Annotated in this window: 18 protein-coding genes; 11 read left to right on the forward strand and 7 right to left on the reverse strand. The window is 63.1% G+C overall.

All coding sequences use genetic code 11. The annotated features are described in order from the left end of the window. Window positions 1-17: 17 nt before the first annotated feature. Complete coding sequence (locus tag LNV08_RS14405; protein WP_263534414.1) at window positions 18-1,466, reverse strand: PLP-dependent aminotransferase family protein; 1,449 nt, start codon at window positions 1,464-1,466, stop codon at window positions 18-20. An 89-nt stretch (window positions 1,467-1,555) separates the two neighbouring features. Here LNV08_RS14405 and LNV08_RS14410 point away from each other — a divergent pair, with 89 nt between their 5' ends. After that, window positions 1,556-2,023 (forward strand): rhodanese-like domain-containing protein, encoded by a 468-nt coding sequence (locus LNV08_RS14410; RefSeq protein WP_263534415.1) that lies wholly within the window; start codon window positions 1,556-1,558, stop codon window positions 2,021-2,023. Between the two features lie 28 nt (window positions 2,024-2,051). Then, the gene (locus LNV08_RS14415) at window positions 2,052-2,501 is read left to right on the forward strand and encodes a GNAT family N-acetyltransferase (protein WP_263534416.1); all 450 of its coding nucleotides are present in this window, start codon (window positions 2,052-2,054) and stop codon (window positions 2,499-2,501) included. A gap of 46 nt (window positions 2,502-2,547) precedes the next feature. On the opposite strand, the gene LNV08_RS14420 is transcribed toward LNV08_RS14415, so the two are convergent. Next, window positions 2,548-3,093, reverse strand: coding sequence for a carboxymuconolactone decarboxylase family protein (locus tag LNV08_RS14420; RefSeq protein ID WP_263534417.1), 546 nt, complete (start codon window positions 3,091-3,093; stop codon window positions 2,548-2,550). A gap of 139 nt (window positions 3,094-3,232) precedes the next feature. Between LNV08_RS14420 and LNV08_RS14425 the strand changes: the two genes are divergently transcribed. Further along, complete coding sequence (locus LNV08_RS14425) at window positions 3,233-4,105, forward strand: AraC family transcriptional regulator (RefSeq protein ID WP_263534418.1); 873 nt, start codon at window positions 3,233-3,235, stop codon at window positions 4,103-4,105. 68 nt (window positions 4,106-4,173) lie between these two features. Here the strand turns inward: LNV08_RS14425 and icmF are convergent, their stop codons facing one another. From icmF to LNV08_RS14450, 5 genes are all read right to left on the reverse strand, one after another. Next, on the reverse strand, window positions 4,174-7,464 hold the full coding sequence (gene icmF / locus LNV08_RS14430) for a fused isobutyryl-CoA mutase/GTPase IcmF (protein WP_263534419.1): 3,291 nt from the start codon (window positions 7,462-7,464) through the stop codon (window positions 4,174-4,176). Between the two features lie 165 nt (window positions 7,465-7,629). Next, window positions 7,630-8,868 (reverse strand): HD-GYP domain-containing protein, encoded by a 1,239-nt coding sequence (locus LNV08_RS14435; RefSeq protein ID WP_263534420.1) that lies wholly within the window; start codon window positions 8,866-8,868, stop codon window positions 7,630-7,632. Window positions 8,869-8,953: 85 nt separating this feature from the next. Further along, window positions 8,954-10,579, reverse strand: a complete 1,626-nt coding sequence (locus LNV08_RS14440; protein ID WP_263534421.1) for a GDYXXLXY domain-containing protein — start codon at window positions 10,577-10,579, stop codon at window positions 8,954-8,956. Beyond that, a complete protein-coding gene (locus tag LNV08_RS14445; protein ID WP_263534422.1) occupies window positions 10,576-11,577 on the reverse strand; it encodes a DUF2157 domain-containing protein in 1,002 nt (333 codons plus the stop codon). The genes LNV08_RS14440 and LNV08_RS14445 overlap by 4 nt, the downstream gene beginning before the upstream one ends. 58 nt (window positions 11,578-11,635) lie before the next feature. Next, entirely contained in the window at window positions 11,636-11,851 is a 216-nt protein-coding gene (locus LNV08_RS14450; RefSeq protein ID WP_263534423.1) for a YgdI/YgdR family lipoprotein, read from the reverse strand. A gap of 233 nt (window positions 11,852-12,084) precedes the next feature. Between LNV08_RS14450 and LNV08_RS14455 the strand changes: the two genes are divergently transcribed. From LNV08_RS14455 to cobA, 8 genes are all read left to right on the forward strand, one after another. Continuing rightward, window positions 12,085-12,732, forward strand: a complete 648-nt coding sequence (locus LNV08_RS14455) for an ANTAR domain-containing response regulator (RefSeq protein WP_263534424.1) — start codon at window positions 12,085-12,087, stop codon at window positions 12,730-12,732. A 260-nt stretch (window positions 12,733-12,992) separates the two neighbouring features. Further along, window positions 12,993-14,231 (forward strand): CmpA/NrtA family ABC transporter substrate-binding protein, encoded by a 1,239-nt coding sequence (locus LNV08_RS14460; RefSeq protein ID WP_263534425.1) that lies wholly within the window; start codon window positions 12,993-12,995, stop codon window positions 14,229-14,231. Between the two features lie 13 nt (window positions 14,232-14,244). Beyond that, the gene (gene ntrB, locus LNV08_RS14465; protein WP_263534426.1) at window positions 14,245-15,129 is read left to right on the forward strand and encodes a nitrate ABC transporter permease; all 885 of its coding nucleotides are present in this window, start codon (window positions 14,245-14,247) and stop codon (window positions 15,127-15,129) included. A 4-nt stretch (window positions 15,130-15,133) separates the two neighbouring features. After that, on the forward strand, window positions 15,134-15,949 hold the full coding sequence (locus tag LNV08_RS14470; RefSeq protein WP_263534427.1) for an ABC transporter ATP-binding protein: 816 nt from the start codon (window positions 15,134-15,136) through the stop codon (window positions 15,947-15,949). Next, window positions 15,946-18,396, forward strand: a complete 2,451-nt coding sequence (gene nirB, locus LNV08_RS14475) for a nitrite reductase large subunit NirB (protein ID WP_263534428.1) — start codon at window positions 15,946-15,948, stop codon at window positions 18,394-18,396. Before LNV08_RS14470 ends, nirB begins: the two co-directional genes overlap by 4 nt. A gap of 14 nt (window positions 18,397-18,410) precedes the next feature. Further along, the gene (nirD, locus tag LNV08_RS14480; protein ID WP_263534429.1) at window positions 18,411-18,788 is read left to right on the forward strand and encodes a nitrite reductase small subunit NirD; all 378 of its coding nucleotides are present in this window, start codon (window positions 18,411-18,413) and stop codon (window positions 18,786-18,788) included. 6 nt (window positions 18,789-18,794) lie between these two features. Further along, entirely contained in the window at window positions 18,795-21,587 is a 2,793-nt protein-coding gene (locus LNV08_RS14485) for a molybdopterin-dependent oxidoreductase (RefSeq protein WP_263534430.1), read from the forward strand. After that, the gene (cobA, locus tag LNV08_RS14490; RefSeq protein WP_263534431.1) at window positions 21,584-22,387 is read left to right on the forward strand and encodes a uroporphyrinogen-III C-methyltransferase; all 804 of its coding nucleotides are present in this window, start codon (window positions 21,584-21,586) and stop codon (window positions 22,385-22,387) included. The genes LNV08_RS14485 and cobA overlap by 4 nt, the downstream gene beginning before the upstream one ends. Window positions 22,388-22,430: the final 43 nt, after the last annotated feature.

Raw genomic sequence — 22,430 nt, forward strand, 5'->3', positions numbered from 1 at the left:
TGTTTGTATAGCCTATGCTATATCTTCGCCAGCTGCTTCACGGCTGCCTGAATTTCTGCCGGCGTGAGCGCGGCGAAGCCCAAGAGCCAACCGTCCAGTTTCGAGGGCCCAAGGTATAGGCCGCTCAATCCTGGCGTCAGCAGACCCAAGCGGGCGGCTCTTTGAGTGAGCTGCTGCTCTTCACTTGGCGGCAGCAGGGCGGCAATTTGCAAGCCACCAGCGCTAGGCTGTGGCCGCAGCCAGCTGCCAACTTTCGACTGCAGCTCGTTCAAAAGCAGTTCCCGTCGTTGGCGGTAGAGCTGGCGCATCAGGCGCAGATGGGCGGCGAAATGGCCTTGTTTGATGAAGTCGGCAGTGACGGCCTGGGTCAATTGCGCGCTGTGGCCATCTTGCACGCTGCGCGCCAGTCTCAACGGCGCAATCAGCTCGCGCGGCACCACCATATAGGCCAGCCGCAAGGACGGAAACAGGGTTTTGGAAAACGTGCCCAGATAGAGCACCCGCTGCGGGTCTTGCTCGGCCTGCAGGCCTTGCAGCGCGGGCATCGGGCGTCCCTCATAGTGGAACTCGCTGTCGTAGTCATCTTCAATCAGCCAACAGCCTTCGCGTTTGGCCAGATCCAGCAACTGCAGGCGCCGCGGCAAACTGAGTGCGACCCCGCTGGGGTATTGGTGCGAGGGCGTCAGGTAAATCAGCTTGGGCGCCGGAACTTCGCTGGGCGCCTGCATGCCCTCTTGATCCACCGGCACCGCTTGCAGCTGCGCCCCGGCTGTGGCGAAAGCAGTGGCCGCACCGCGGTAGCCGGGTTCCTCCAGCCAAACGCGGTCGCCTTCGTCCAGCAGCAGGCTGGCCAGTAGCTGCAAAGCTTGCTGCGAGCTGGTCAGCACCAGCACTTGGTCGGCATCGCAGCGCAGGCCGCGTGATTGGCGCAGATAGTCGGCGATGGCGACCCGCAGCTCCTCGCGGCCCTGCGGGTCGCCATAGCCCAAGAGCTGGTGGCCTTGCGGCCCGTTCAAGCGGCGGGCGTGCAACTGGCGCCAAAGTTGGATCGGGAAGGCTCGTAGATCTGGGCTGCCGGCGGCAAAGGGCAGGGGCAGCTGAGGATCCTCGCAGCCGCCGCCCGCGACGATGCGCTCGCCGCGCTTGGACAAGCTCAAGGGCGTCGCTATAGCGTGCTGCTGATTGCGCTTGCTGTCCGTGAAGCCTTTGAAGGCCACAAAGCTGCCCTGGCCCACGCTGCGGCGCAGATAGCCCTCGGCCTCCAGCTGGGTGTAAGCCGCCTCAACCGTCACGCGAGACAGGCCCAAGTCCAGCGCAAGCACTCGGCTGGCCGGCAGCCGCTCGGATTGCCGCAGCTCGCCCATGTGCATGGTCTGGCGCAAGCTGGCACAGAGTTGCTCGCGCCGGCCGAGGCCTTGTTGAGCTTCGCGCTCAAAACGTTGCAACCAGAGTCTGGGCTTGTCCATTGGTCTTATTGCATGTGCTGAATGGGTATTAATGTTAAGGCCAAGCTGGCAGACACTGTGTACACCTTTTCACCACGAGACGCCCCATCATGAGCACGAATGAAAACCTTGCGCCCTCTTCGGTGCTGCTGCACTACCCTGCGCCAAGCCCGGCCGAGAGCGCCGCTTTCATGCTGGCAAAGCTGCACTACCACGCCGATGCCTGGGATGTGGCCGAAGACCTGAGTGCCGGCTTTGACGAGATCGTCGTCATCGACACCAGAGCCGAAGTCCATTACGCCGCCGGTCATGTGCCCGGTGCCGTCAATCTGCCGCACCGCCTGATGGACGAAGCCAGCACCGCGATGCTGGACCGCAGCAAGACCTACATCTGCTACTGCGACGGCATAGGCTGCAACGGCTCCACCAAGGGCGCCTACAAGCTCGCCAGTTTGGGCTTCAAGGTTAAGGAAATGCTCGGCGGCCTGGACTTCTGGAAGCGCGATGGTCATCCGGTCGCCACCGGCAGCGAGCCCGGCAGCCTGCGCGGCGCGTCGCTGATCGCTTGTGCTTGCTGAGCCGAGCCGCCGGCTCGAATCTGGCGTGATGACGATTCGCTCGGCCGTGCCTAGCCAGGCCGCAGACATGGCGGAACTGGCGCAGCTCTGTGGCGAGCATGCCGAATATGAAGGCCTGACTCCTTGTCGTGATGCAGACTTCAGCCAGCGTTTGGCCATCGCAATTGGTGCCGGGCGTTTGCATGTCTGGCTGGCGCAGCAGGGCGAACAAGCACTCGCCTATGCCAGCGCGACCCTGGATTTTTCAACCCTGGCGGCCCAGCCTTTTATGCATATGGACTGCCTCTACCTGCGTCCGGCAGCGCGAGCCCAAGGCCTGGGTGCACGCTTGCTGCACACGGTTGCGGACTTTGCTCGGCAGCGGCGCTGCCAGGCCATGCAATGGCAGACGCCGCTGTGGAACGAAGGCGCCACGCGCTTTTATCTACGCCAAGGTGCGATGGCGCTGAGCAAAACGCGCTTCAGTCTGGCGCTGTGACATGGCGACTCTCTGCCGGTCAGGCGGGACAGGGCGCGCCCTTGGGTCAGGCCGCCCGGCGCAGCTTGACGGCGGGGAAGTCCACCGGCACGGCGAAGGCGATGTTCACATAGTTGGTGAACAGATTGAGCGCCACATGGGCGAGGATCTCGGTGATCTCCGCGTTGTCGAAACCCACGGCGCGCAACGCTTGAACGTCGGCATCGCCGACCTGGCCGCGCTCATTGACGAGCTTGAGCGCGAAGCGCAATGCCGCCTGCGTCTTGGGATCAGCGGATTCCCCGGCCTGGGCATGCCGCATCTCCTCGGCGCTGGCGCCGGCCTTGCGACCCAGCGCGGTGTGCGCGGCCAGGCAGTACTCGCAGGCATTGCGGTCGGCCACCGCCACGGCGATTTGCTCGCCGAGCTTGGCCGGGATCACGCCGCCGCCTAGCGCGCCAAACGCGCTCCACATGCTGCTCAAGGCGGCCGGCGAATTCGCCACGGCGCGGAACATATTCGGCACCGTGCCGAAGGCGCCGTGGACGGCGTTGAGCAAGGCTTTGCGCTCGGCAGTGGTGGCGGCGCGGTCGATCAGAGGAATGCGGTTCATGGTGTGTCCTTGTGTAGTTGCTTGGGGTTTGTGTCTTGCGGCACACCAGCAGTTTCTGTCCGCTTGAAGAGCGAATTGCTGCTTAAAATCCAAACAACATACCAATTCGTCCGAGGCTTGCTTGAATCCTCACGCGCCCATGCCCGCAACTTCCGCGCCGCCACTTGATCGCCTGTCGTCGCTGCTCGATCGCTTCCGGGTGCGAGCGCATCTTTTCCATGCCGGGGCTTTGTGCGGGGTGACGCATTTCGACGCCCAGCCGGGCCGCGCTTTCATGCATGTGCTGCGCCGGGGTGAAATGGTGCTGACGCACCCGCCAGGCAGCGCCGCGCCACGCAAAGTGAAAGTGAGCGAACCTACGCTGCTGTTTTACCCGCGGCCGCTGGCGCATCAATTCCGTAACGCGCCCAGCGAAGGTGCCGACTTTGTGTGCGCCACCCTGGACTTTGAAGGCGGCGAGCGCCATCCACTGGTGGCGGCCCTGCCGCCGGTTTTGGTCTTGCCCTTGCGCTCGGTGGACGGGCTCGAGCCGACGCTGGCGCTGCTGTTCGCGGAGACCGAACGCTTGCGCTGTGGTCAGCGCCTTTTGGCCGACCGTTTGTTTGAGGTCTTGTTGCTGCAGTTGCTGCGCTGGTTGCTCGATCACCCCGAGCAGGCTGGCATGCCGGCGGGCCTGATCTATGGGCTGGCGAACCCGAAGCTGGCGCGTGCGCTGACGGCCCTGCATGAGGCGCCGGGCGAGGCTTGGTCGCTGCAGAGCATGGCGCTGGTGGCGGGTATGTCGCGCAGCAGCTTCGCAGCCGAGTTCAAACAGCAGCTTGGCCGCACGCCGGCCGAATACCTGTTGCAGTGGCGGGTCTCGCTCGCGCGATCGATGCTGCTGGGCGGCTCGTCCATCAAGAGTGCCGGTGAGGCGCTGGGTTATGCCAGCGCCGCCTCGTTCTCGCGCGCGTTCACCCAAGCGAGTGGGCAGGCGCCCCGGGCTTGGCTGTCGCAGCAGCGCCAGGGCTAAGCCTCAAGTCTTGGGCACAAGGCGCTAAGCACCAAGCACTAAGCACAATGCCTAGCGCCTAGCCGGCCTTACATGCTGCGCCGATACTGCCCGCCCACCTCGAACAAGGCCGAAGTGATCTGGCCCAGCGAGCAAACCCGCACCGCATCCATCAGCACCTCGAAGACATTTTTGTTGTCGATGACGGCCTGCTGCAAACGCTGCAACTGAGCGGCGCTGTCGGCCGCATGCGTGGCGTGGAAGTCGCGCAAGCGATGCAGCTGGGACTGCTTTTCTTCGTCGGTGGAGCGCGCCAGCTCGATGCTTTCCATCACCTGGTCGCCATGCGGGTTGCGGAAGGTGTTGACACCGATGATCGGGTACTCGCCGGTGTGCTTGAGCATCTCGTAGTGCATGCTCTCTTCCTGGATCTTGCTGCGCTGGTAGCCGGTTTCCATCGCACCCAGCACGCCGCCGCGCTCGGCAATTTTCTCGAACTCGCTCAGCACCGCTTCTTCCAGCAGTTCGGTCAGCTCTTCGATGATGAAAGCGCCTTGGCTGGGGTTTTCGTTCTTGGCCAGGCCCCATTCGCGGTTGATGATCAGTTGGATCGCCATCGCGCGGCGCACCGACTCTTCGGTCGGCGTCGTGATCGCCTCATCGAAAGCATTGGTGTGCAGGCTGTTGCAGTTGTCATAGATCGCGATCAAGGCCTGCAGCGTGGTGCGGATGTCGTTGAACTGGATCTCTTGCGCGTGCAGGCTGCGGCCCGAGGTTTGGATGTGATATTTGAGCTTTTGGCTGCGCTCATTGGCGCCGTATTTGTCGCGCATCGCCACCGCCCAGATGCGCCGCGCCACGCGGCCCAGCACCGTGTACTCGGGGTCCATGCCGTTGGAGAAGAAGAAGCTCAGGTTCGGCGCGAAGTCATCGATGTGCATGCCGCGCGCCAGATAGGCTTCGACAAAGGTGAAGCCATTGGAGAGTGTGAGTGCCAGCTGGCTGATCGGATTCGCGCCGGCCTCGGCGATGTGATAACCACTGATCGAGACGGAGTAGAAATTGCGCACATTGTGGTGCACGAAGAACTCGGCGATGTCACCCATCACCTTCAGGCTGAACTCGGTCGAGAAGATGCAGGTGTTCTGGCCCTGGTCTTCCTTCAGGATGTCGGCCTGCACGGTGCCGCGCACATTGGCCAAAACCCAGTCCTTGATCTTGGCGGCTTCGTCAGCGGTCGGGTCGCGGTGATTGTCCGCTTTGAACTTGGCGAGGTTCTGGTCTATCGCGGTGTTCATGAACATCGCCAGAATCGTCGGCGCCGGGCCGTTGATCGTCATCGACACCGAGGTCGTCGGACTGCACAGATCGAAGCCGTCGTAGAGCACCTTCATATCGTCCAGCGTCGCGATGCTGACGCCGGAGTTACCGACCTTGCCGTAGATGTCCGGGCGCGGTGCGGGGTCGGCGCCATAGAGCGTGACCGAGTCGAAAGCGGTCGACAAGCGCTTGGCCGGCATACCGGAGCTGACCAGTTTGAAGCGGCGGTTGGTGCGGAAGGCATCGCCTTCGCCGGCGAACATACGGGTCGGATCTTCGCCCTCGCGCTTGAAGGCGAACACGCCGGCGGTATAGGGAAAGCTGCCGGGCACATTTTCCAGCAGCAGCCATTTCAGCAGCTCGCCATGGCATTCATAGGCCGGCAACACGACCTTGCGGATCTTGGTGCCCGAGAGGCTGGTGTGAACGAGGTTGGTGCGGATTTCCTTGTCGCGGATCTTCACCACATATTCGTCGCCGCCGTAAGCCTGCTGCATATCCGGCCATTGCTTGAGCAATTGGCGGGCCGGGGCGTCCATCTGCGCTTCGCGCGCTTCGGCCAAGTCGCTCAAGGCCATACGCGCGCCTTGCTTGTCCGGGTTGGCTTCCAGCAGCATGCGTGAGCTGCCCCAGAGTTGCTGGATCTCGCGCGCCAGCGTCGCTTGTTGACGGGAGCGCTTTTTGTAGCCGCGCACGGTATCGGAAATCTCGGCCAGATAACGCACACGTGCAGCGGGCACCACCGGGGTTTGGTGGGTGCTGTGGCGGGTGTTCACTTGCGGCAGGCGGCCTTCGTTCAGCTGCAGGCCCAAGTCGGCAAGGCGCGGCTTCAGGGCTTGGTAGAGCGCGGTCACCCCGTCATCATTGAAGCGGCTGGCCATGGTGCCGAAGACCGGCATCTGATCCGGCGCTGTGGTCCAGGCTTCCTTGTTGCGCTGCACCTGTTTGGCGACATCGCGGATCGCATCGAGCGCGCCCTTGCGGTCGAACTTGTTGATCGCGACGAACTCGGCGAAGTCCAGCATGTCGATTTTTTCGAGCTGGCTGGCCGCGCCAAATTCCGGCGTCATCACGTACATCGGCACATCGACATGCGGCACGATGGCCGCGTCGCCCTGTCCAATGCCCGAGGTCTCGACGATGATCAAATCGAAGCCGGCCACCTTGGCCGCTGCGATCGCATCGGGCAGGGCAGGGGAGATTTCGCTGCCGAAGTCGCGCGTGGCTAAGGAGCGCATGAATACTCGCTGACCTTGGCTCCAGGGGCCGATCGCGTTCATTCGGATCCGATCGCCCAAGAGCGCACCGCCGCTCTTGCGGCGCGACGGATCGATTGAGATCACGGCCACGCGCAAAGCATCGTTCTGGTCCAGCCGCAGGCGGCGGATCAACTCATCGGTCAGGCTACTTTTGCCGGCGCCACCGGTGCCGGTGATGCCCAGCACGGGCACCCTGATGCTCTTGGCGGCGGCTTGCAACTCGGCGACCAACGCCTTGTCCGCCTTATCGTTCTCAAGCGCCGTGATCAGTTGGGCCAAGGAGCGCCAAGCGCCTTCGCCATGGCCTTGCAGGCTGCTCAAGGCCTTGGGGGCATAGACGCTGAAGTCCTGGTCGGCCTTCATCACCATCTCGCCGATCATGCCTTGGAGGCCCATGCGCTGGCCGTCCTCTGGGCTAAAGATGCGCACGCCATGCTCGGCCAGATCGCGGATCTCGGCCGGCACGATCACACCGCCGCCGCCGCCAAAGACTTGGATATGCGAGCCGCCGCGAGCCTTCAGCAACTCGACCATATATTTGAAGTACTCGACATGGCCGCCCTGGTAGCTGCTGATCGCAATGCCTTGCGCGTCTTCTTGCAGTGCTGCGGTGACGACCTCGTCGACCGAGCGGTTGTGGCCCAGGTGGATCACCTCGACGCCCATGCCTTGCAAGATGCGCCGCATGATGTTGATGGCGGCGTCATGGCCGTCAAACAGGCTGGCGGCCGTTACAAAGCGCACCTTGTTGGACGGGCGGTAGTTGGCGAGGGCCTTGTATTCGGCGGACAAATCGGTCATGGCGGGTCTCCAGCGGCAGCGGCTAATGTCTTCAGGCTTGCCGGTTTGTAGCAGCAAAACTGCTGTGATTCTAGGGCTTGATTGACGTTTACGTAAACGTCAGGTTGACGGGGTGTTGACGAAATGGATGGCGATTAAATGAACCTGACCCCATTTAAGGGGTGCTCAAGCGCCGCTGGGCTGCTGCCAGATATCGTCCAGATAGCTGAAGCCCCAGTCTGAGGGGGTTTCGCGGCTGAGGACCTTGTCGCGCGTGCTGGGGTGCGAGAGGTCCAGGGTCAGAACTGGAATCGGCATGCTGGAGCGGGTCGAATAGAACACCCGCACCACCGGCGCGGCGAGGCTTGCCGCGTTCAGCTCGGACACGACCGCCAGCCGCCCCGATTCAAGCTTGACCAGGCTGCCGACCGGATAGATGCCGACGCTTTTCACAAAGGCCTTGAACACCACCGGGTCGAAATGGTCGCCCGACCATTGCGCCATGCGCTGAATCGAGCCGGCCGGGTCCCAGGCCGATTTATAGGGCCGGGTCGAGGTGATCGCGTCATAGACATCGCAGACCGCGCCCATGCGGGCCAAGAGGCTGATCTGCTCGCCCTTGAGCTTTTGCGGATAGCCAGAGCCGTCCATTTTTTCATGGTGGTGCAGGCAGACATCCAAGGCGCCGGCCGGCACCGAGGCGCCTTCTTTGAGCATTTGGTAGCCGCGCAGCGGATGGGAGCGAATGACGTTGAACTCGGCGTCGGTCAGCTTGCCTGGTTTGTTCAACACATCCATCGGCATGGCCATCTTGCCAATGTCATGCAGCAGGCCGGCCAAGCCGGCCTCGCGGGTCTGCTCGTCACTGAGGCCGAGCTGTTTGGCCAGGGAGACCATCAAGGCGCAGACCGCCACCGAATGCATATAGGTGTAGTTGTCCTTGGTCTTCAGGCGCGCCAGGCTGATCAGCGCGGACGGATTGCGCGAGACCGAGTTGCTGATTTCTTCGACGATGGGCAGGCATTGATCGGCGTCCAGGGCCTTGCCCAAACGCGCCTCGCCAAACATCGAGGTCACGGCCTCGCGCGAGCGGTTGACAAGGATATTGGCGCGGGCCATTTCGGCGGCCATGCTGGTGGGCGCGCGCTGATCCTCTGACTTGGGCTTGGCTGCGGCAGCCGGTTCGGCGGGGGGCGGGCTCACTTGCTGTTCCGGCGGCGCGGCCGGGGTTGCGTCGCTCACGTCCAAGCCGCGCTCGGTATCAATCACCAGCATGGGCACACCGCTGCTCAGCAAGGCATCCAAGTCCGCTTGCTCTTGCAGCAGAAACTTGGTCTTCCAAAAGGGATGGGCCAGCCAAGACCCTTCCAGCGACTGGACAAACATGCCGATGCGGACTTGTTGTACGGAGATTTTCTTCAGCATCAAAAAAGGTCCGGTGCTCGCGCCTGTTCGCTACTTCAAAGGATTGTCATCGGCAACAATGGCATAAAACTGAACCTGACCCCATTTAAGGCTCGATGCGCTGGAGCTTGGCGTCGGCCAGTCCGACCAGCAAGGCTTGGCCATCGGGGCGGACCCTGAATTCGCCGTACTTGGCCGCTTGCCAACGCGCGCCATCACCTTCACGGAAGAACCAGGCATCGCTGACCAGCGTCCAGCCTCCATTCTTGGGGCTCAATTCCATCAATTGCTCATCTGGGGCCAGAGCCGTGCCCGTAGCACCCGGCTCATGCAAGCGCTGCACGCGCGCGACGCCGCGCGCGTCAAGCTTCAGCACCACTTGGGGACGCGCAGTGCCAAGCCGGTACAAATGGGCTGCATTGATGTCGGAACCTAAACCGTAATTCAGGCGCATAAAGTCGCCCTGCATCAGTGAGCGCGGATCAACGGGTGCCAGCGCTACAAAGAGCGGTCGGCCCTCGCTGATCAGGCGCTGCTTTTGCCAGATGCCGGTGTTGACGACGGCCAGGCCCAGCAGACTCGCGCTCAAGAGCCAGGCGGCGCCGGGCATCCGCCGGGCTTGCGAGTTGGCGCTGACCGTGCTTGCCACCGTGTATTGACTCCGAGCCGCGAGCCCGACGATCAGTGCCAGCAAGGCGGCTGCGCTCACCAGCACAGCCGCCTTGCTGCTCAAACCCCAGCTGAGTTGATAGTAAGACGCCCCCAGCACCCAGACTGCAGCGCTCGCGCTGGCCGTGGCCAATTCCCAGCGCCGGTTGGAGCTGCTCCAGGCCAGCAGCATCAAGAGGCCGCCCAGGCAAGGCAGCCAGATGCAAAGGCCGGCCAGCACCATCGCGACGGCAAGAGGCATTGGGCGGCGCAGATCAGGCCAAGCTCGCGCGGCCAGGGCAAAGCCGCCCAGCGCGAATGCGACTGCGCCGGCCTGGTAGGCCCATCGCAAGCTGGCGGGCATCTCCAACTCGGGGCCGAAAAAGCCCTGTTCCAGAGCGGCGAAACTGCCCAAGACCGCGAGGCCAAGCACCAGCATCAAGAGCCAACCGGTGGCAACTGCCTCCAGCAGCGCCGCCTTGGCCGCATGCCTGCCGTGCAGCAGGCGGGCCTGCTGCAAGAGCAGCGCGACCAGCCCCATCACCACGCCCGCATGCAAGATCAGCCAGTACACCCCGAGCCCCTTGCGCTGGCTCAATCCCGTTGGAATCAGCATGATGCAGAAAAACAGGCCGGCAGCCGCTCCCAGCAACACGCGCAGCCAAGCTTTGTCAATGGCCAGGGCCAGCCCGAAGCAGACTATCAGCAGCAGGGCCGAAGCGACTGATTCGTGCAAATCACGGTACAGACCCAGGCTCAAGGTCAGCGCGCCGCTCAGCAACAGCGGCAGGGCCAATTGCTCGACGAACAAGGCCGCCTTCCTGGCGCGCAAGATGATGCTCGCCGCCGCCACCAGCAGGGCACCGACGAGATAGGCGCCGCCCCCTTCTGTCAACGCCGCCCCCAGCAGCAAGTAGATGCAAATCAGCAGTGGTACCGCCGCCAACCAGGCGCCCAGCGCCGTCAGCATCACCAGTGACCAGGGGCGTTCCTCGGTGGCAGGCAACTCTGCTGAACTGGGTAACAAGCCCGCTGTGATCGCGCGCTGCAATACTTGCGCCGACGTCAATGCTGCTGTGTTCATTGGGCAGCTCCCGCCGCGCCGGCGTGGTGACGTGCGAGCCGCATCAGGCCGCTGACGCTGGCCGCCAGCAGCAGAGCCGCACACGCCCCGAGCAGCAGAAGCCGCAGCGGATCGTCGCCGAGCGAGCCATGGCCCAGGCTCAGCCAATGTGCAGCACCGAACACCAGCAGCGTGTTCAGCCCTAAGGCCAAGATGCTCAGCTGAGCCATGTCAAAGCCTTGAGCACGGCGGGCGACCAGTGCGGCAGCCAGCAGCCCCAGGATCAGGCCGATCCAATATTGCGGCATCACCTCTGTACGCAGTAAACCATTCAGCGCCACTGCGGTGACCAAGGCGGTGGCCAGCCCCACCGCCACACGCAGCGTGAGCAGACCGGCGCCGGTCTGGCGGCGGCACAACGGCCCGAGCAGAATCAGCATCAGGCTGATTGCGCCAAAAGCTAGCGCGTGCACCACGATATCTGCGTCTTGGCCAACCGGCAGCGCGCTCCAGCGCCCGCCTAAATGGGTGTCCAACCATAGCGCAATCGCTGTTGTCGTGATCGCAGCCCAGGGCGCCCACAAAACATCGGAGCGCGCGCCCAAGCACAGCGGCAGGCCCAAGGCGGCCCAGAGCGCAAACAGCAGCCAAGGGTCGGCGCCGGTTTGGTAGGTTTGGCCGAAAAAGGCCAGCAAACCGCCCAAGCTCAGCAGGCATAACAAGGCCAAGGCGGCGCGGGCCTTGGGCCACAGCGCTGCACCTAGCGCGCTGGCGAGCAGCAGGGTTTGCAAGAGAGCAAATCGCCCGGCACGCCCCAGCTCGGCCCAGTTGGCCGCCACCCACATCAAAAGCCCTAAGCCGGCCAAGCCTCCCGCCAACAAGGCCGTACCGCGCAGCAGCTGTGCGCTCAAGTTGCGCGGCTGCTCGGTCAGGCCTGCCGCGCGCTGTAGCTGAAGCGCGGCTTGTTCGTCCAAGCCATATTGGGCGCCAAGTTGAAGGAGCAGGAGTCGTGTTTTCATTGGCGCAAATGATAAGGGCGGCCATGCCGCCCTCAATGTGCTGCCTTTGATGCGCGTGTCAGCGTTCCATGATCTGAACGACTTCGCCCTTCATGATGGTCATGCGCTTGCCCTCGGCATCACGGTACTCGTAGCTGCCGGCTTTCTCATCCAAGTCGGGCTTGCCGTGGGTGACGATCATGCGGCCTTCTTTGGTGCTCATGATGTATTGCGTGGAGCTGCAGCCGGCCAAGGCTGCAAGCAGAACCAAACAGATGGAAGCGCTGAGTTTCATGGCTTGATCTCCTATCTAAAGTTGATTTATGAGGCCGGTCGACAAAGGCCGACGCGGCGAGTATTCCATGGCGAGCTGGCGTTAGCACAAGGAATTTCTCACCCTGGCCTTGGCAGCGCAGATTCAAATTAGGGGATTGATCTGGCCCTATGTTCGCGCTAGGGGCTATGCCTAGCTGGGCACGAAACTTGCATTTGGCTGATGACTCGGTCCAGACTATGCAAAATCCCAGCATGCCCACTCCGCCCATCAAGGCCATCGCCATCGCCGCACCGCCCAGCCCCGCCCAAGGCTTGCGTGTGCTGCTGATCGACGACGGCGCGCACCGGGTGCAACTGATTCAGCAAGAGCTGGCGCGCCAAGGCTGCGAGGTGGTCGGCGTGATCGAGCAGGGTGCCTTGATCCATGACTGCGTGCTGCGTCTGAAGCCCGATGTGGTGATCGTCGACAGTGAGTCGCCGACGCGCGACACCTTGGAGAACCTCGCCACGCTGTCGGTGCAGATGCCGCGGCCGGTGGTGGTGTTCTCGGAGGACGGCGACCAAGGAACGATGCGCCGAGCGCTGCAGGCCGGCGTCAGCGCCTATGTGGTGGCGGGGCTGCAGCCGCAGCGCCTGGCTTCGGTGCTGCAAGTGGCCTGCCTGCGTTTTGAGCAAGACCTGGCCCTGCGCCAGGAGCTAACGCAGGCGCAAGCGCAACTCAGTGGGCGCAAGCTCATCGAGCGGGCCAAAGGCATCCTGATGGCGGAGATGGGGCTGGATGAAGACGCCGCCTACAAGCGCATGCGCCGCTTGGCGATGGACCGTGGCTCGCCCTTGCTCGATGTGGCCGAACGCATCATTGATGCGCAGGCCTTGTTGCGCTGCACCAAACTGGGTTGATTCTGGTCGGCGCATGCCTTCAAAGCGTGCATCAAGCGCTTTGAAGGCCAGTATTTCAGCTGGCACGAGTCCTGCTAAGTAGATCCTGAGACTCACAACGGCGTGGGTTCACTCAAGCGCAATATAGATTTTCGACGGACAACGGCGTCCGACCTTGGCTCTAGCTTTCTTTGGAAAGCCTGAGCGGGTCGACGCCGTTTTTGTTTTTGGAACTGGAGATGTTGATGAGCAAGAGTCTTGAACTTCAAGGAGAAGGTTTGATGAGCGCAGATCGTCGCAAACTATTGACCGGCGCGGCCGCCGGCGCTGTATCTGGTCTCGCAGGTCTTGCCAGCAGTCTGCCCGGTGGCGCCTGGGCCGCCGGCTCCGACAAACCCGAGAAGGAAGAAGTCCGCATCGGCTTCATTCCGCTGACCGATTGCGCCAGCGTCGTGATGGCCTCGGTGCTGGGCTTCGACAAGAAATACGGCGTCAAGATCATCCCGACCAAGGAAGCTTCCTGGGCCGGCGTGCGCGACAAGCTGGTCAACGGCGAGCTGGACATGGCGCATGCCCTTTACGGGATGATTTACGGCGTCCACCTCGGCGTGGCCGGCCCCAAGAAGGACATGGCCGTCCTGATGACGCTGAACAACAATGGCCAGGCGATCACGCTGTCCAAGAAGCTGGCCGACAAGGGCGCGGTCGACGGCGCAAGCTTGGCCAAGCTGATGGCGACCGACAAGCGGGAGTACACCTTCGCGCAGACCTTCCCGACCGGCACCCATGCGATGTGGTTGTACTACTGGATGGCCGCGCATGGCATCAACCCGCTCAAAGATGCCAAGGTCATCACAGTGCCGCCGCCGCAGATGGTGGCGAATATGCGGGTCGGCAATATGGACGGCTATTGTGTCGGCGAGCCCTGGAACCACCGCGCCATCGTCGACGGCATCGGCATCACCGCCGTCACCTCGCAAGACATCTGGAAAGACCATCCCGAAAAGGTCCTGGCCAGCAGCGGCGACTTCGTCAAGCAGTACCCGAACACTGCGCGCGCCGTCATCATGGCCGTGCTGGAGGCCGGACGCTGGATAGACGCCGGCCTGCAGAACAAGCTCAAGATGGCCGACACCATCGCCGAGAAGGCCTATGTCAACACCGGCGTAGACGCGATCAACCAGCGCATTCTGGGCCGCTATCAAAACGGCTTAGGAAGGACCTGGGACGACCCCAACTACATGAAGTTCTTCAATGACGGGGCGGTCAACTTCCCCTATTTGAGCGACGGCATGTGGTTCCTGACCCAGCACAAGCGCTGGGGCTTGCTGAAAGACCACCCGGACTATCTGGCGGTCGCCAAGCAAATCAACCAGATCGATCTGTACAAGCAAGCCGCCAGCGCGCTGAAGGTCAATGTGCCCAAAGACGCCATGCGCAGCTCCAAGCTGATTGACGGTGTGGTCTGGGACGGGCGCGAGGCTGCCAAGTACGCCGATGCCTTCAAAGTCAAAGCCTGAGGAGTCCATCACCATGGTCAGTGCCGTCTTCCATTCGCCGCGTGACGTCAGCATCGAGCTGGTCAAGCCGCCTGTATCTCCCCCGCAGAAAGTGAAAGCTAAACCGCAAACCGCGCGGATGCCGATCGACTGGCGCGGCGTCTGGCTGCGCGTGCTGCCGCCAGTGCTGGGTCTGGCCTTGTTGATCGGCATCTGGGCCTTGGCGACCCAGAAAGGCGGGCCCTTTCCAACCCCGTCGGCCACCTTTGATGCCGCCGTCAAGCTCTTCGCCGACCCGTTCCGGAGCAACGGTCCGAACGACCAAGGCATAGGCTGGAACATCCTGGCCTCTTTGCAGCGGGTCGCGCTGGGCTTCGGCTTGGCGGCGCTGGTCGGCATCCCCTTGGGCTTCATCATCGGCCGCTTCGAGTTCGCCAGCCGCATGATCTCGCCGCTGATCAGTCTGCTCAAGCCAGTCTCTCCGCTGGCCTGGCTGCCGATAGGTTTATTGGTGTTCAAGAGCGCAAATCCGGCGGCGATCTGGACCATCTTTATCTGCTCGATCTGGCCCATGGTGGTCAACACGGCGGTCGGCGTGCAGCGCGTGCCCGAGGACTATCTGAACGTGGCGCGGGTCTTGAAGCTGTCTGAATGGAAGGTTATCACCCGCATCCTCTTGCCGGCCGTGCTGCCTTACATCTTGACCGGCGTGCGGCTTTCTGTCGGCACCGCCTGGCTGGTGATCGTGGCGGCCGAGATGCTGACCGGCGGTGTCGGCATCGGCTTCTGGGTCTGGGACGAATGGAACAACCTCAATGTCGCCCACATCATCATCGCCATCTTCGTCATCGGCATCGTCGGGCTGGCGTTGGAATGGGTCTTGATGGCGGTGGCCAAACGCTTCTCTTTCGAGGACTGATGCGATGACAACAACAAAAGCTTTCATCGAAGTGCAAGCGGCCGAGATGGTCTTCAACACCCGCAAGGGCTCTTTCCACGCGCTCAGCAAGATTGACTTGCAGGTGCAGCGCGGCGAGTTCATCACGCTGATCGGCCATTCCGGCTGCGGCAAGTCGACCTTGCTGAACCTGATCGCCGGCTTGCTGCGGCCCAGCAGCGGCGTGCTGCTGTGCGACAACCGCGAGATCACCGAGCCCGGCCCTGAGCGCGCGGTGGTGTTCCAGAACCATTCGCTCTTGCCTTGGTTGTCGTGCTTCGAGAACGTCTATCTGGGTGTGGAGTCGGTGTTCGAGCGGGCCGAGTCCAAGGCCAAGCTGATCGAGCGCACCGAGGCCGCGCTGGCGCTGGTCGGCATGAGTCACGCGACACACAAGCGCCCGCATGAGATCTCCGGCGGCATGAAGCAGCGCATAGGCATTGCCCGCGCGCTGGCCATGAGTCCTAAGGTCTTGTTGATGGACGAGCCCTTCGGCGCGCTCGATGCGCTGACACGCGCGCATCTGCAGGACGAGCTGCTGAAGATCGTCGCCGCCACACAAAGCACGGTGGTGATGGTTACGCATGATGTGGACGAAGCGGTGCTCTTGAGCGACCGCATCGTGATGATGAGCAATGGGCCGGCCGCAACGATAGGCGAGATCCTCAGCGTGGATCTGCCGCGGCCGCGCAGCCGTGTCGAGTTGTCGGAGAGCGCGTCGTATATCGCGGCCCGCAAGGCGGTGATCGATTTTCTCTACACCCGCCACGCCAAGGATGCCCGCAGCGAGGTGCTGGCATGAACGCCTCCAGCAAGTTCCTTGGCCTTAAACAGAAGCTGGTGTTGATCGGCAACGGCATGGCCGGCGTGCGCACGCTCGAAGAGCTGCTCAAGATGGCGCCGGATCTCTACGACATCACCGTCTTCGGTGCCGAGCCGCACCCGAACTACAACCGCATCCTACTGAGCCCTGTGCTGGCCGGCGAGCAAACGATTGAGGAGATCATCCTCAACCCGCTTGATTGGTATGCGGACAACAACATCACCCTTCATCTAAGCAAAACGGTCACGCAGATCGACCGAATTCGCCGCAAGGTCATCGCGTCGGATGGCACAGAGGCCAATTACGACCGCCTGCTGATCGCTACCGGCTCCACGCCCTTCATCCTGCCTATTCCCGGCAAGGATCTGGACGGCGTGATCGCCTACCGCGACATCGCCGATACCGAGGAGATGATTGACGCTGCGACCAAATACCAGCACGCAGTCGTGATCGGCGGTGGCTTGCTGGGCCTGGAGGCCGCTAACGGCTTGATGCTGCGGGGCATGCAGGTGACGGTGGTGCATATCGGAGATTGGCTGATGGAGCGCCAGCTCGATGATGTGGCCGGTGACCTCTTGCGCAAATCCTTGCAAGCGCGCGGCCTGAAGTTCAAGCTCGGCGCGCAGACGCAGGCCTTGATCGGCGGCAAAGACGGCCGAGTGATGGCGGTTCAATTCAAGGACGGTAGCGAAATCCCGGCCGATCTGGTCGTGATGGCCGCCGGCATCCGCCCCAATACGGCCTTGGCCGAAAGTGCCGGCATCCACTGCAGCCGTGGCATCGTCGTCAGCGATACGCTGCAGACCACCACCGACCCGCGCATCTACTCGGTCGGCGAATGCGCCGCGCATCGCGGCATCGCCTACGGCCTGGTGGCGCCGCTGTTCGAGCAGGGCAAGGTTTGCGCCACGCACTTGGCGCAGTTCGGCATCGGCCGCTACACCGGCAGCTCGGTCTCGACCAAACTGAAAGTGACCGGCATCGACCTGTTCTCGGCCGGCGACTTCACCGGCGGGGAGGGCTTTGAGGAAATCGTCATGAGTGATCCCTTCGCCGGGGTCTATAAAAAGCTCGTGATCAAGAACGACCAACTGGTTGGCGCTTGCCTGTATGGCGACACGGTCGATGGATCCTGGTACTTCAAGCTGCTGCGCGAGGGCCGCAAGGTCGCCGATATCCGCGACAAGCTGATGTTCGGCGAATCGAATATTGGTGACGTCGGCCATCAAGGTCACAACAAGGCAGCCGCCATGGCGGACAGCGACGAGGTCTGCGGTTGCAACGGCGTCAGCAAGGGCACGATTTGCAAGGCGATCAAGGACAAGGGTCTGTTCACGCTGGAGGAGGTGCGCAAGCACACCAAGGCGAGTGCGTCCTGCGGCAGTTGCACCGGTCTGGTCGAGCAGTTGCTGATGTTCACCGCCGGCGGCGACTATTCGGCCACGCCGAAGAAGAAGGCGGTTTGCGCTTGTACCGATCTCAGTCATCAGGATGTGCGAGAGGCCATCGTCAAACAGCATTTGATCAGCCTGGATAGCGTCTACACAGCTTTGAGCTGGAAGACGCCCAATGGTTGCCCGACCTGCCGCCCGGCCCTGAACTACTACCTGATCTCCAGCTGGCCCAAGGCGGCGCAGGACGATCCGCAAAGCCGCGCCATCAATGAGCGGGCGCATGCCAATATCCAGAAGGACGGCACGTACTCGGTGATCCCGCGCATGTGGGGCGGTGAAACCACTGCGTCGGAGTTGCGCCGCATTGCCGACGCGGTCGATAAATACAAGATCCCCACCGTCAAGGTCACCGGTGGACAGCGCATCGACTTGTTGGGCGTGAAGAAAGAGGATCTGGTCGGCGTCTGGAAGGACATAGGCATGCCTTCTGGCCATGCTTACGCCAAGGCGCTGCGCACGGTCAAAACCTGCGTCGGCTCCGAGTGGTGCCGCATGGGCACGCAAGACAGCACCCAAATGGGCAAGGACCTGGAGCGCGCTTTCGTGGGCATGTATGCGCCCCACAAGGTCAAGTTCGCGGTCTCGGGCTGCCCGCGCAACTGCGCCGAGGCGGGCATCAAGGACGTCGGCATCATCGGCGTCGACAGCGGCTGGGAGATGTATGTGGCGGGCAATGGCGGCATCAAGACCGAGGTTGCGGTGTTTCTTACCAAGCTCAAGACGGCCGAAGAAGTGCTGGAGTACACCGGCGCCTTCATGCAGCTTTACCGTACCGAGGGCTGGTACTTGGAGCGCACCGTGCATTACGTGTCGCGAGTCGGCATCGACTATGTGAAGCAGAGGGTTCTTGAAGACGGTGAGGGCCGCCGCGCACTGTGGGCGCAGCTGCAATTCGCGCTTGCCGGTGAGCCCGATCCTTGGTTCGATTTCGACAAGGCCAAGGTCGATTTGCGTCAGTTTGAAGCGCTGTGAGAGGGAGATTAGCAATGAAGGAATGGAAAGAAATCTGCGCTTTGTCCGACATCCCGGTGCTGGGCTCCCGTCGCGTGCAGCGCAGCCAAGGCCCGCAAGTCGCCTTGTTTCGCACGGCCGATGATGCGGTGTTCGCGCTGCTGGACCGCTGCCCCCACAAGGGCGGGCCACTCAGCCAAGGGATCGTGTTCGGCAACAAAGTGGCCTGCCCGCTGCATAACTGGACCATCGCACTGGACAGCGGCCAGGCGCAGGCGCCCGACGAGGGTTGCACGGCCAAATTCAACGTTAGGGTGGAGGCGGGTCAGGTGATGCTTTGTGAAGGCGAGCTGGCCAGCATAGGCCTGGAATTTGAGCCGATCAAAGCCGGACCCTGCACGCGCAGCTGCTGAAACTCTATGGACACGCGTTCGACCTGCCCGTACTGCGGCGTTGGCTGTGGGGTGATCATCGAGAGCGAGGCCGGGGCCATCACCGGCGTGCGGGGTGACCCCGATCATCCGGCCAATTTCGGCCGCCTGTGCAGCAAGGGCTCGACCTTGCACCTGACCGCCGCGCCGGTGGTGTTGCAAACCCGGCGCTTGCTGCAGCCGATGCTGCGGGTCGAGCGGACTGCACCCATGGAAGCGAGCAGCTGGGACGCCGTCAACCAGCATGTGGCCGACAAACTGGCCGCGGTCATTGGCGAGCACGGACCCGACTCGGTCGGCTTCTACATCTCCGGCCAGCTGTTGACCGAGGACTATCACGCCTTCAACAAGCTCGCCCGCGCTCTTGTCGGCACCAACAACATCGACAGCAACTCGCGCCTGTGCATGAGTTCCGCCGTGGTCGGCTACAAGCAAAGCTTGGGCGCCGATGCGCCGCCGGCCTGTTATGAAGATCTGGACCACGCGGACTGCGTCTTCATCTCTGGCGCCAACCCGGCCTGGGCGCACCCGATTCTGTTTCGCCGGCTCGAAGCGGCCAAAGCCTTGCGCCCTTTGATGAAGATCATCGTCGTCGACCCGCGCCGTACCGAAAGTGCCGAGTTTGCCGACCTGCATCTGCAGATCCTGCCCGGCACCGATGTGGCGCTGTGCCTGGGTCTGCTGCATGCCTGCATCTGGGACGGCCTGCTGGCTCAGCCTTTTATCGATGCGCATACGACTGGCTTTGCCGAGCTCAAGGCGCTGGCGCGCGACATGACGCCGGCGCAAGCCGCGCGCATCTGCGGCGTCAAGGAAGTGGACCTGCTGCAAGCCGCGCGCTGGTTTGCCCAGTCGCCCTCCACCTTGTCGCTCTATTGCCAAGGCCTCAACCAAAGCAGCAGCGGCACGGCCAAGAACACCGCCTTGATCAATTTGCATCTGGCCACCGGCCAGATCGGCCGGCCCGGCGCCGGACCTCTTTCGCTAACCGGACAACCCAATGCCATGGGCGGGCGCGAGGTCGGTGGCATGGCGACGCTTCTACCCGGCCACCGCGACCCGAATTTGGCGACGGACCGAGCCGAGATCGCCGCCCTGTGGGGCGTCGACGAGCTACCGAGTAAGCCAGGCAAGACGGCAGTCGAGCTGTTCGAGGCGGCGGCACGCGGCGAGGTGAGGGTCTTGTGGATAGCCTGCACCAACCCGGCGCAGTCGCTGCCCGACCAGGCGCTGGTGCGGCGCGCGCTGGAGCGCTGCGAGTTGGTGATCCTGCAGGAATGCTTTTCCGGCACCGCGACAGCCGCCTATGCCGACGTGATTTTGCCGGCCGCAACCTGGGGCGAGAAGGACGGCAGCGTCACCAATAGCGAGCGCCGCATCAGTCGCGTGCGCGCGGCAATCGGCCCGCCGGGCGGAGCTAAACAAGACTGGCAAATCGTGCGCGATGTGGCGCGCTTGTTGGAGCCGGTGCTGCGGCCCGGCCGCCCCAGTTTGTTTGATTTCGAAAGCAGCGAAGCGCTGTGGCTTGAGCACCGTGAGGCCACTCGTGGCCGCGACCTCGACATCAGCGGCCTCAGCTACGCCTTGATGGACCGCGACGGGCCGCAGCAATGGCCGTTTCCAGAAGGCGCGCTGAAGGGGCGCGCGCGCCTCTATGAAGACCGCAGCTTCGCTATGCCCGATGGCCGCGCGCGCTTTGTTGCCAAGCCCTACCAAGCCTGCGCTGAGCAGGTCGACGCACGCTTTCCTTTTGGCTTGACTACAAGCCGTTTGCGCGATCAATGGCATGGCATGAGCCGCAGCGGCGTGGTCAGCCGCATGTTCGGCCATGAGGCCGGGCCGGTCTTGCGCATGAATCCGCAAGACATGCCGCGCCGGGGACTCAAGGATGGAGACTTGGTTCGAATACGTTCGCGTCGCGGTGAAATGGTCGTGGCCTTGCGGGCGGACGCCGGCATTGCTGCGGCGCAGGCCGATCTGGCCATGCATTGGGGCGAAGAGTTCATCTCCGGCCGCGGCACCGAGGGCCAGCCCTTGCTAGGTGTCAACGCCCTGACTCAGCCAGCGTTTTGCCCCGACTCGAAGCAGCCCGAATTGAAATTTTCGGCGGTGGATATCCAGCGCTTGGATCTACCTTGGCGCCTGAGCGCGGCGGCTTGGGTGGCGCCGGCCGGGGCGGCTGCTTTGGGCTTGGCCTTGCGCGCCTTGATGTCCGAATTCGACTATGCCTGTTGCGTGCCCGTTCCGGCTCAAACCGGCAAGGAAGGTTGGACGTTTGAGGCCGCGCATGCGACCGCGCCGGCACCGGAGCTGATCGCAAGGATTGCTGCACTGCTGAAGCTGCAGGGCGTCAAGCTGCTGCGTTATGCCGACGCACAGCGCGGCCGCACGCGCCTGCTCTTGCTCGACGGCGTGGGCAACGAGGCCCGCTTGCAGGCGCTGTTGCGTGTGGGTGAAGCCGGCGAGGGGGCTTGGATTCAGCAACTTTGGCGTGACGCCGCCCTGGTGGCCCCACATGGCCGTCGGTTGCTGGCGCCCGAGGCTGGAGAGCCGCAAGACCTGGCCCCGCGCAGCCCGCAGGTGTGCAATTGCTTTGATGTTTCAGAAGCTCGCATTCGGACCCAGCTCGGTGCCTGTGCCGGCTCGGCGGCCGAGCGTCTGCAGGGCGTGCAATCCGCATTGCGTTGCGGCACCCAATGCGGCTCCTGCTTGCCGGCATTGCGGAGATTGGTAGACGGCACGGTGTTTCATCAGGCCCAAACGGAAGAGGTGAATCCATGAAAAGCGACAACTGTCATTCCGTCAGCCTGGTCGGCGCCGGCCCCGGCGACCCAGAGCTCTTGACCCTCAAGGCCTACAAGCGCATCCAGGCCGCCGATGTGATCCTCAGCGACGATCTGGTCGACCCGCGCGTGCTGGCGCTGGCGAACCCGCAGGCGCGTGTCTTGTACGTCGGCAAGCGGGGCGGCTGCGTTTCTACGGAGCAGCGCTTCATCCATGACTTGATGATTCGCGAAGCCCGCAGCGGCGCTCGCGTCGTGCGGCTGAAAGGCGGCGATCCCTTTATGTTCGGGCGCGGCGCCGAGGAAGTCGATGCCTTGCAGGCTGCAGGACTGGCGGTTGAAATCATCAATGGCATCACCTCGGGCCTGGCGGCGCCCGCCAGCATAGGCATCCCGGTGACCGACCGTCGGCATGCGCCGGGTGTGGCTTTTGTGACCGGGCATAGCCGGGCAGGCGCGCCTGTAGGCGAGGGCCCCGACTGGGCGGCCCTGGCGCGCAGCGGCCTGACCCTGGTGATCTATATGGGCTTGACGCGGGCCGAAGCCTTGGCCGAGGCCTTGATCGCAGGGGGAATGGATGCCGACATGCCGGCGGCTGCCATCTCCTCAGCCCATACCCCGCAGCAGCGCCATGCCATCTGCAGCTTGCGTACGCTTGCCAGCACGCTGCGCGAACAGGCGATCAGCAGTCCGGCCATTTTGGTGATCGGCACGGTGGTGAGACAGGCTGGCGACTTCAAAACCTTGTTGGCGACATCTGCTCAGCAAAGCGCGAATCTTCGGGCCTGCTCCGCTTAGGCGGAGGGATAGCTGTTAGGCTGGCGGCCTTTGTCAGCTTATC

The organism is Paucibacter sp. TC2R-5, assembly GCF_025717605.1.
In the GTDB taxonomy this organism is placed as follows: Bacteria; Pseudomonadota; Gammaproteobacteria; order Burkholderiales; family Burkholderiaceae_C; genus Paucibacter_A; species Paucibacter_A albus.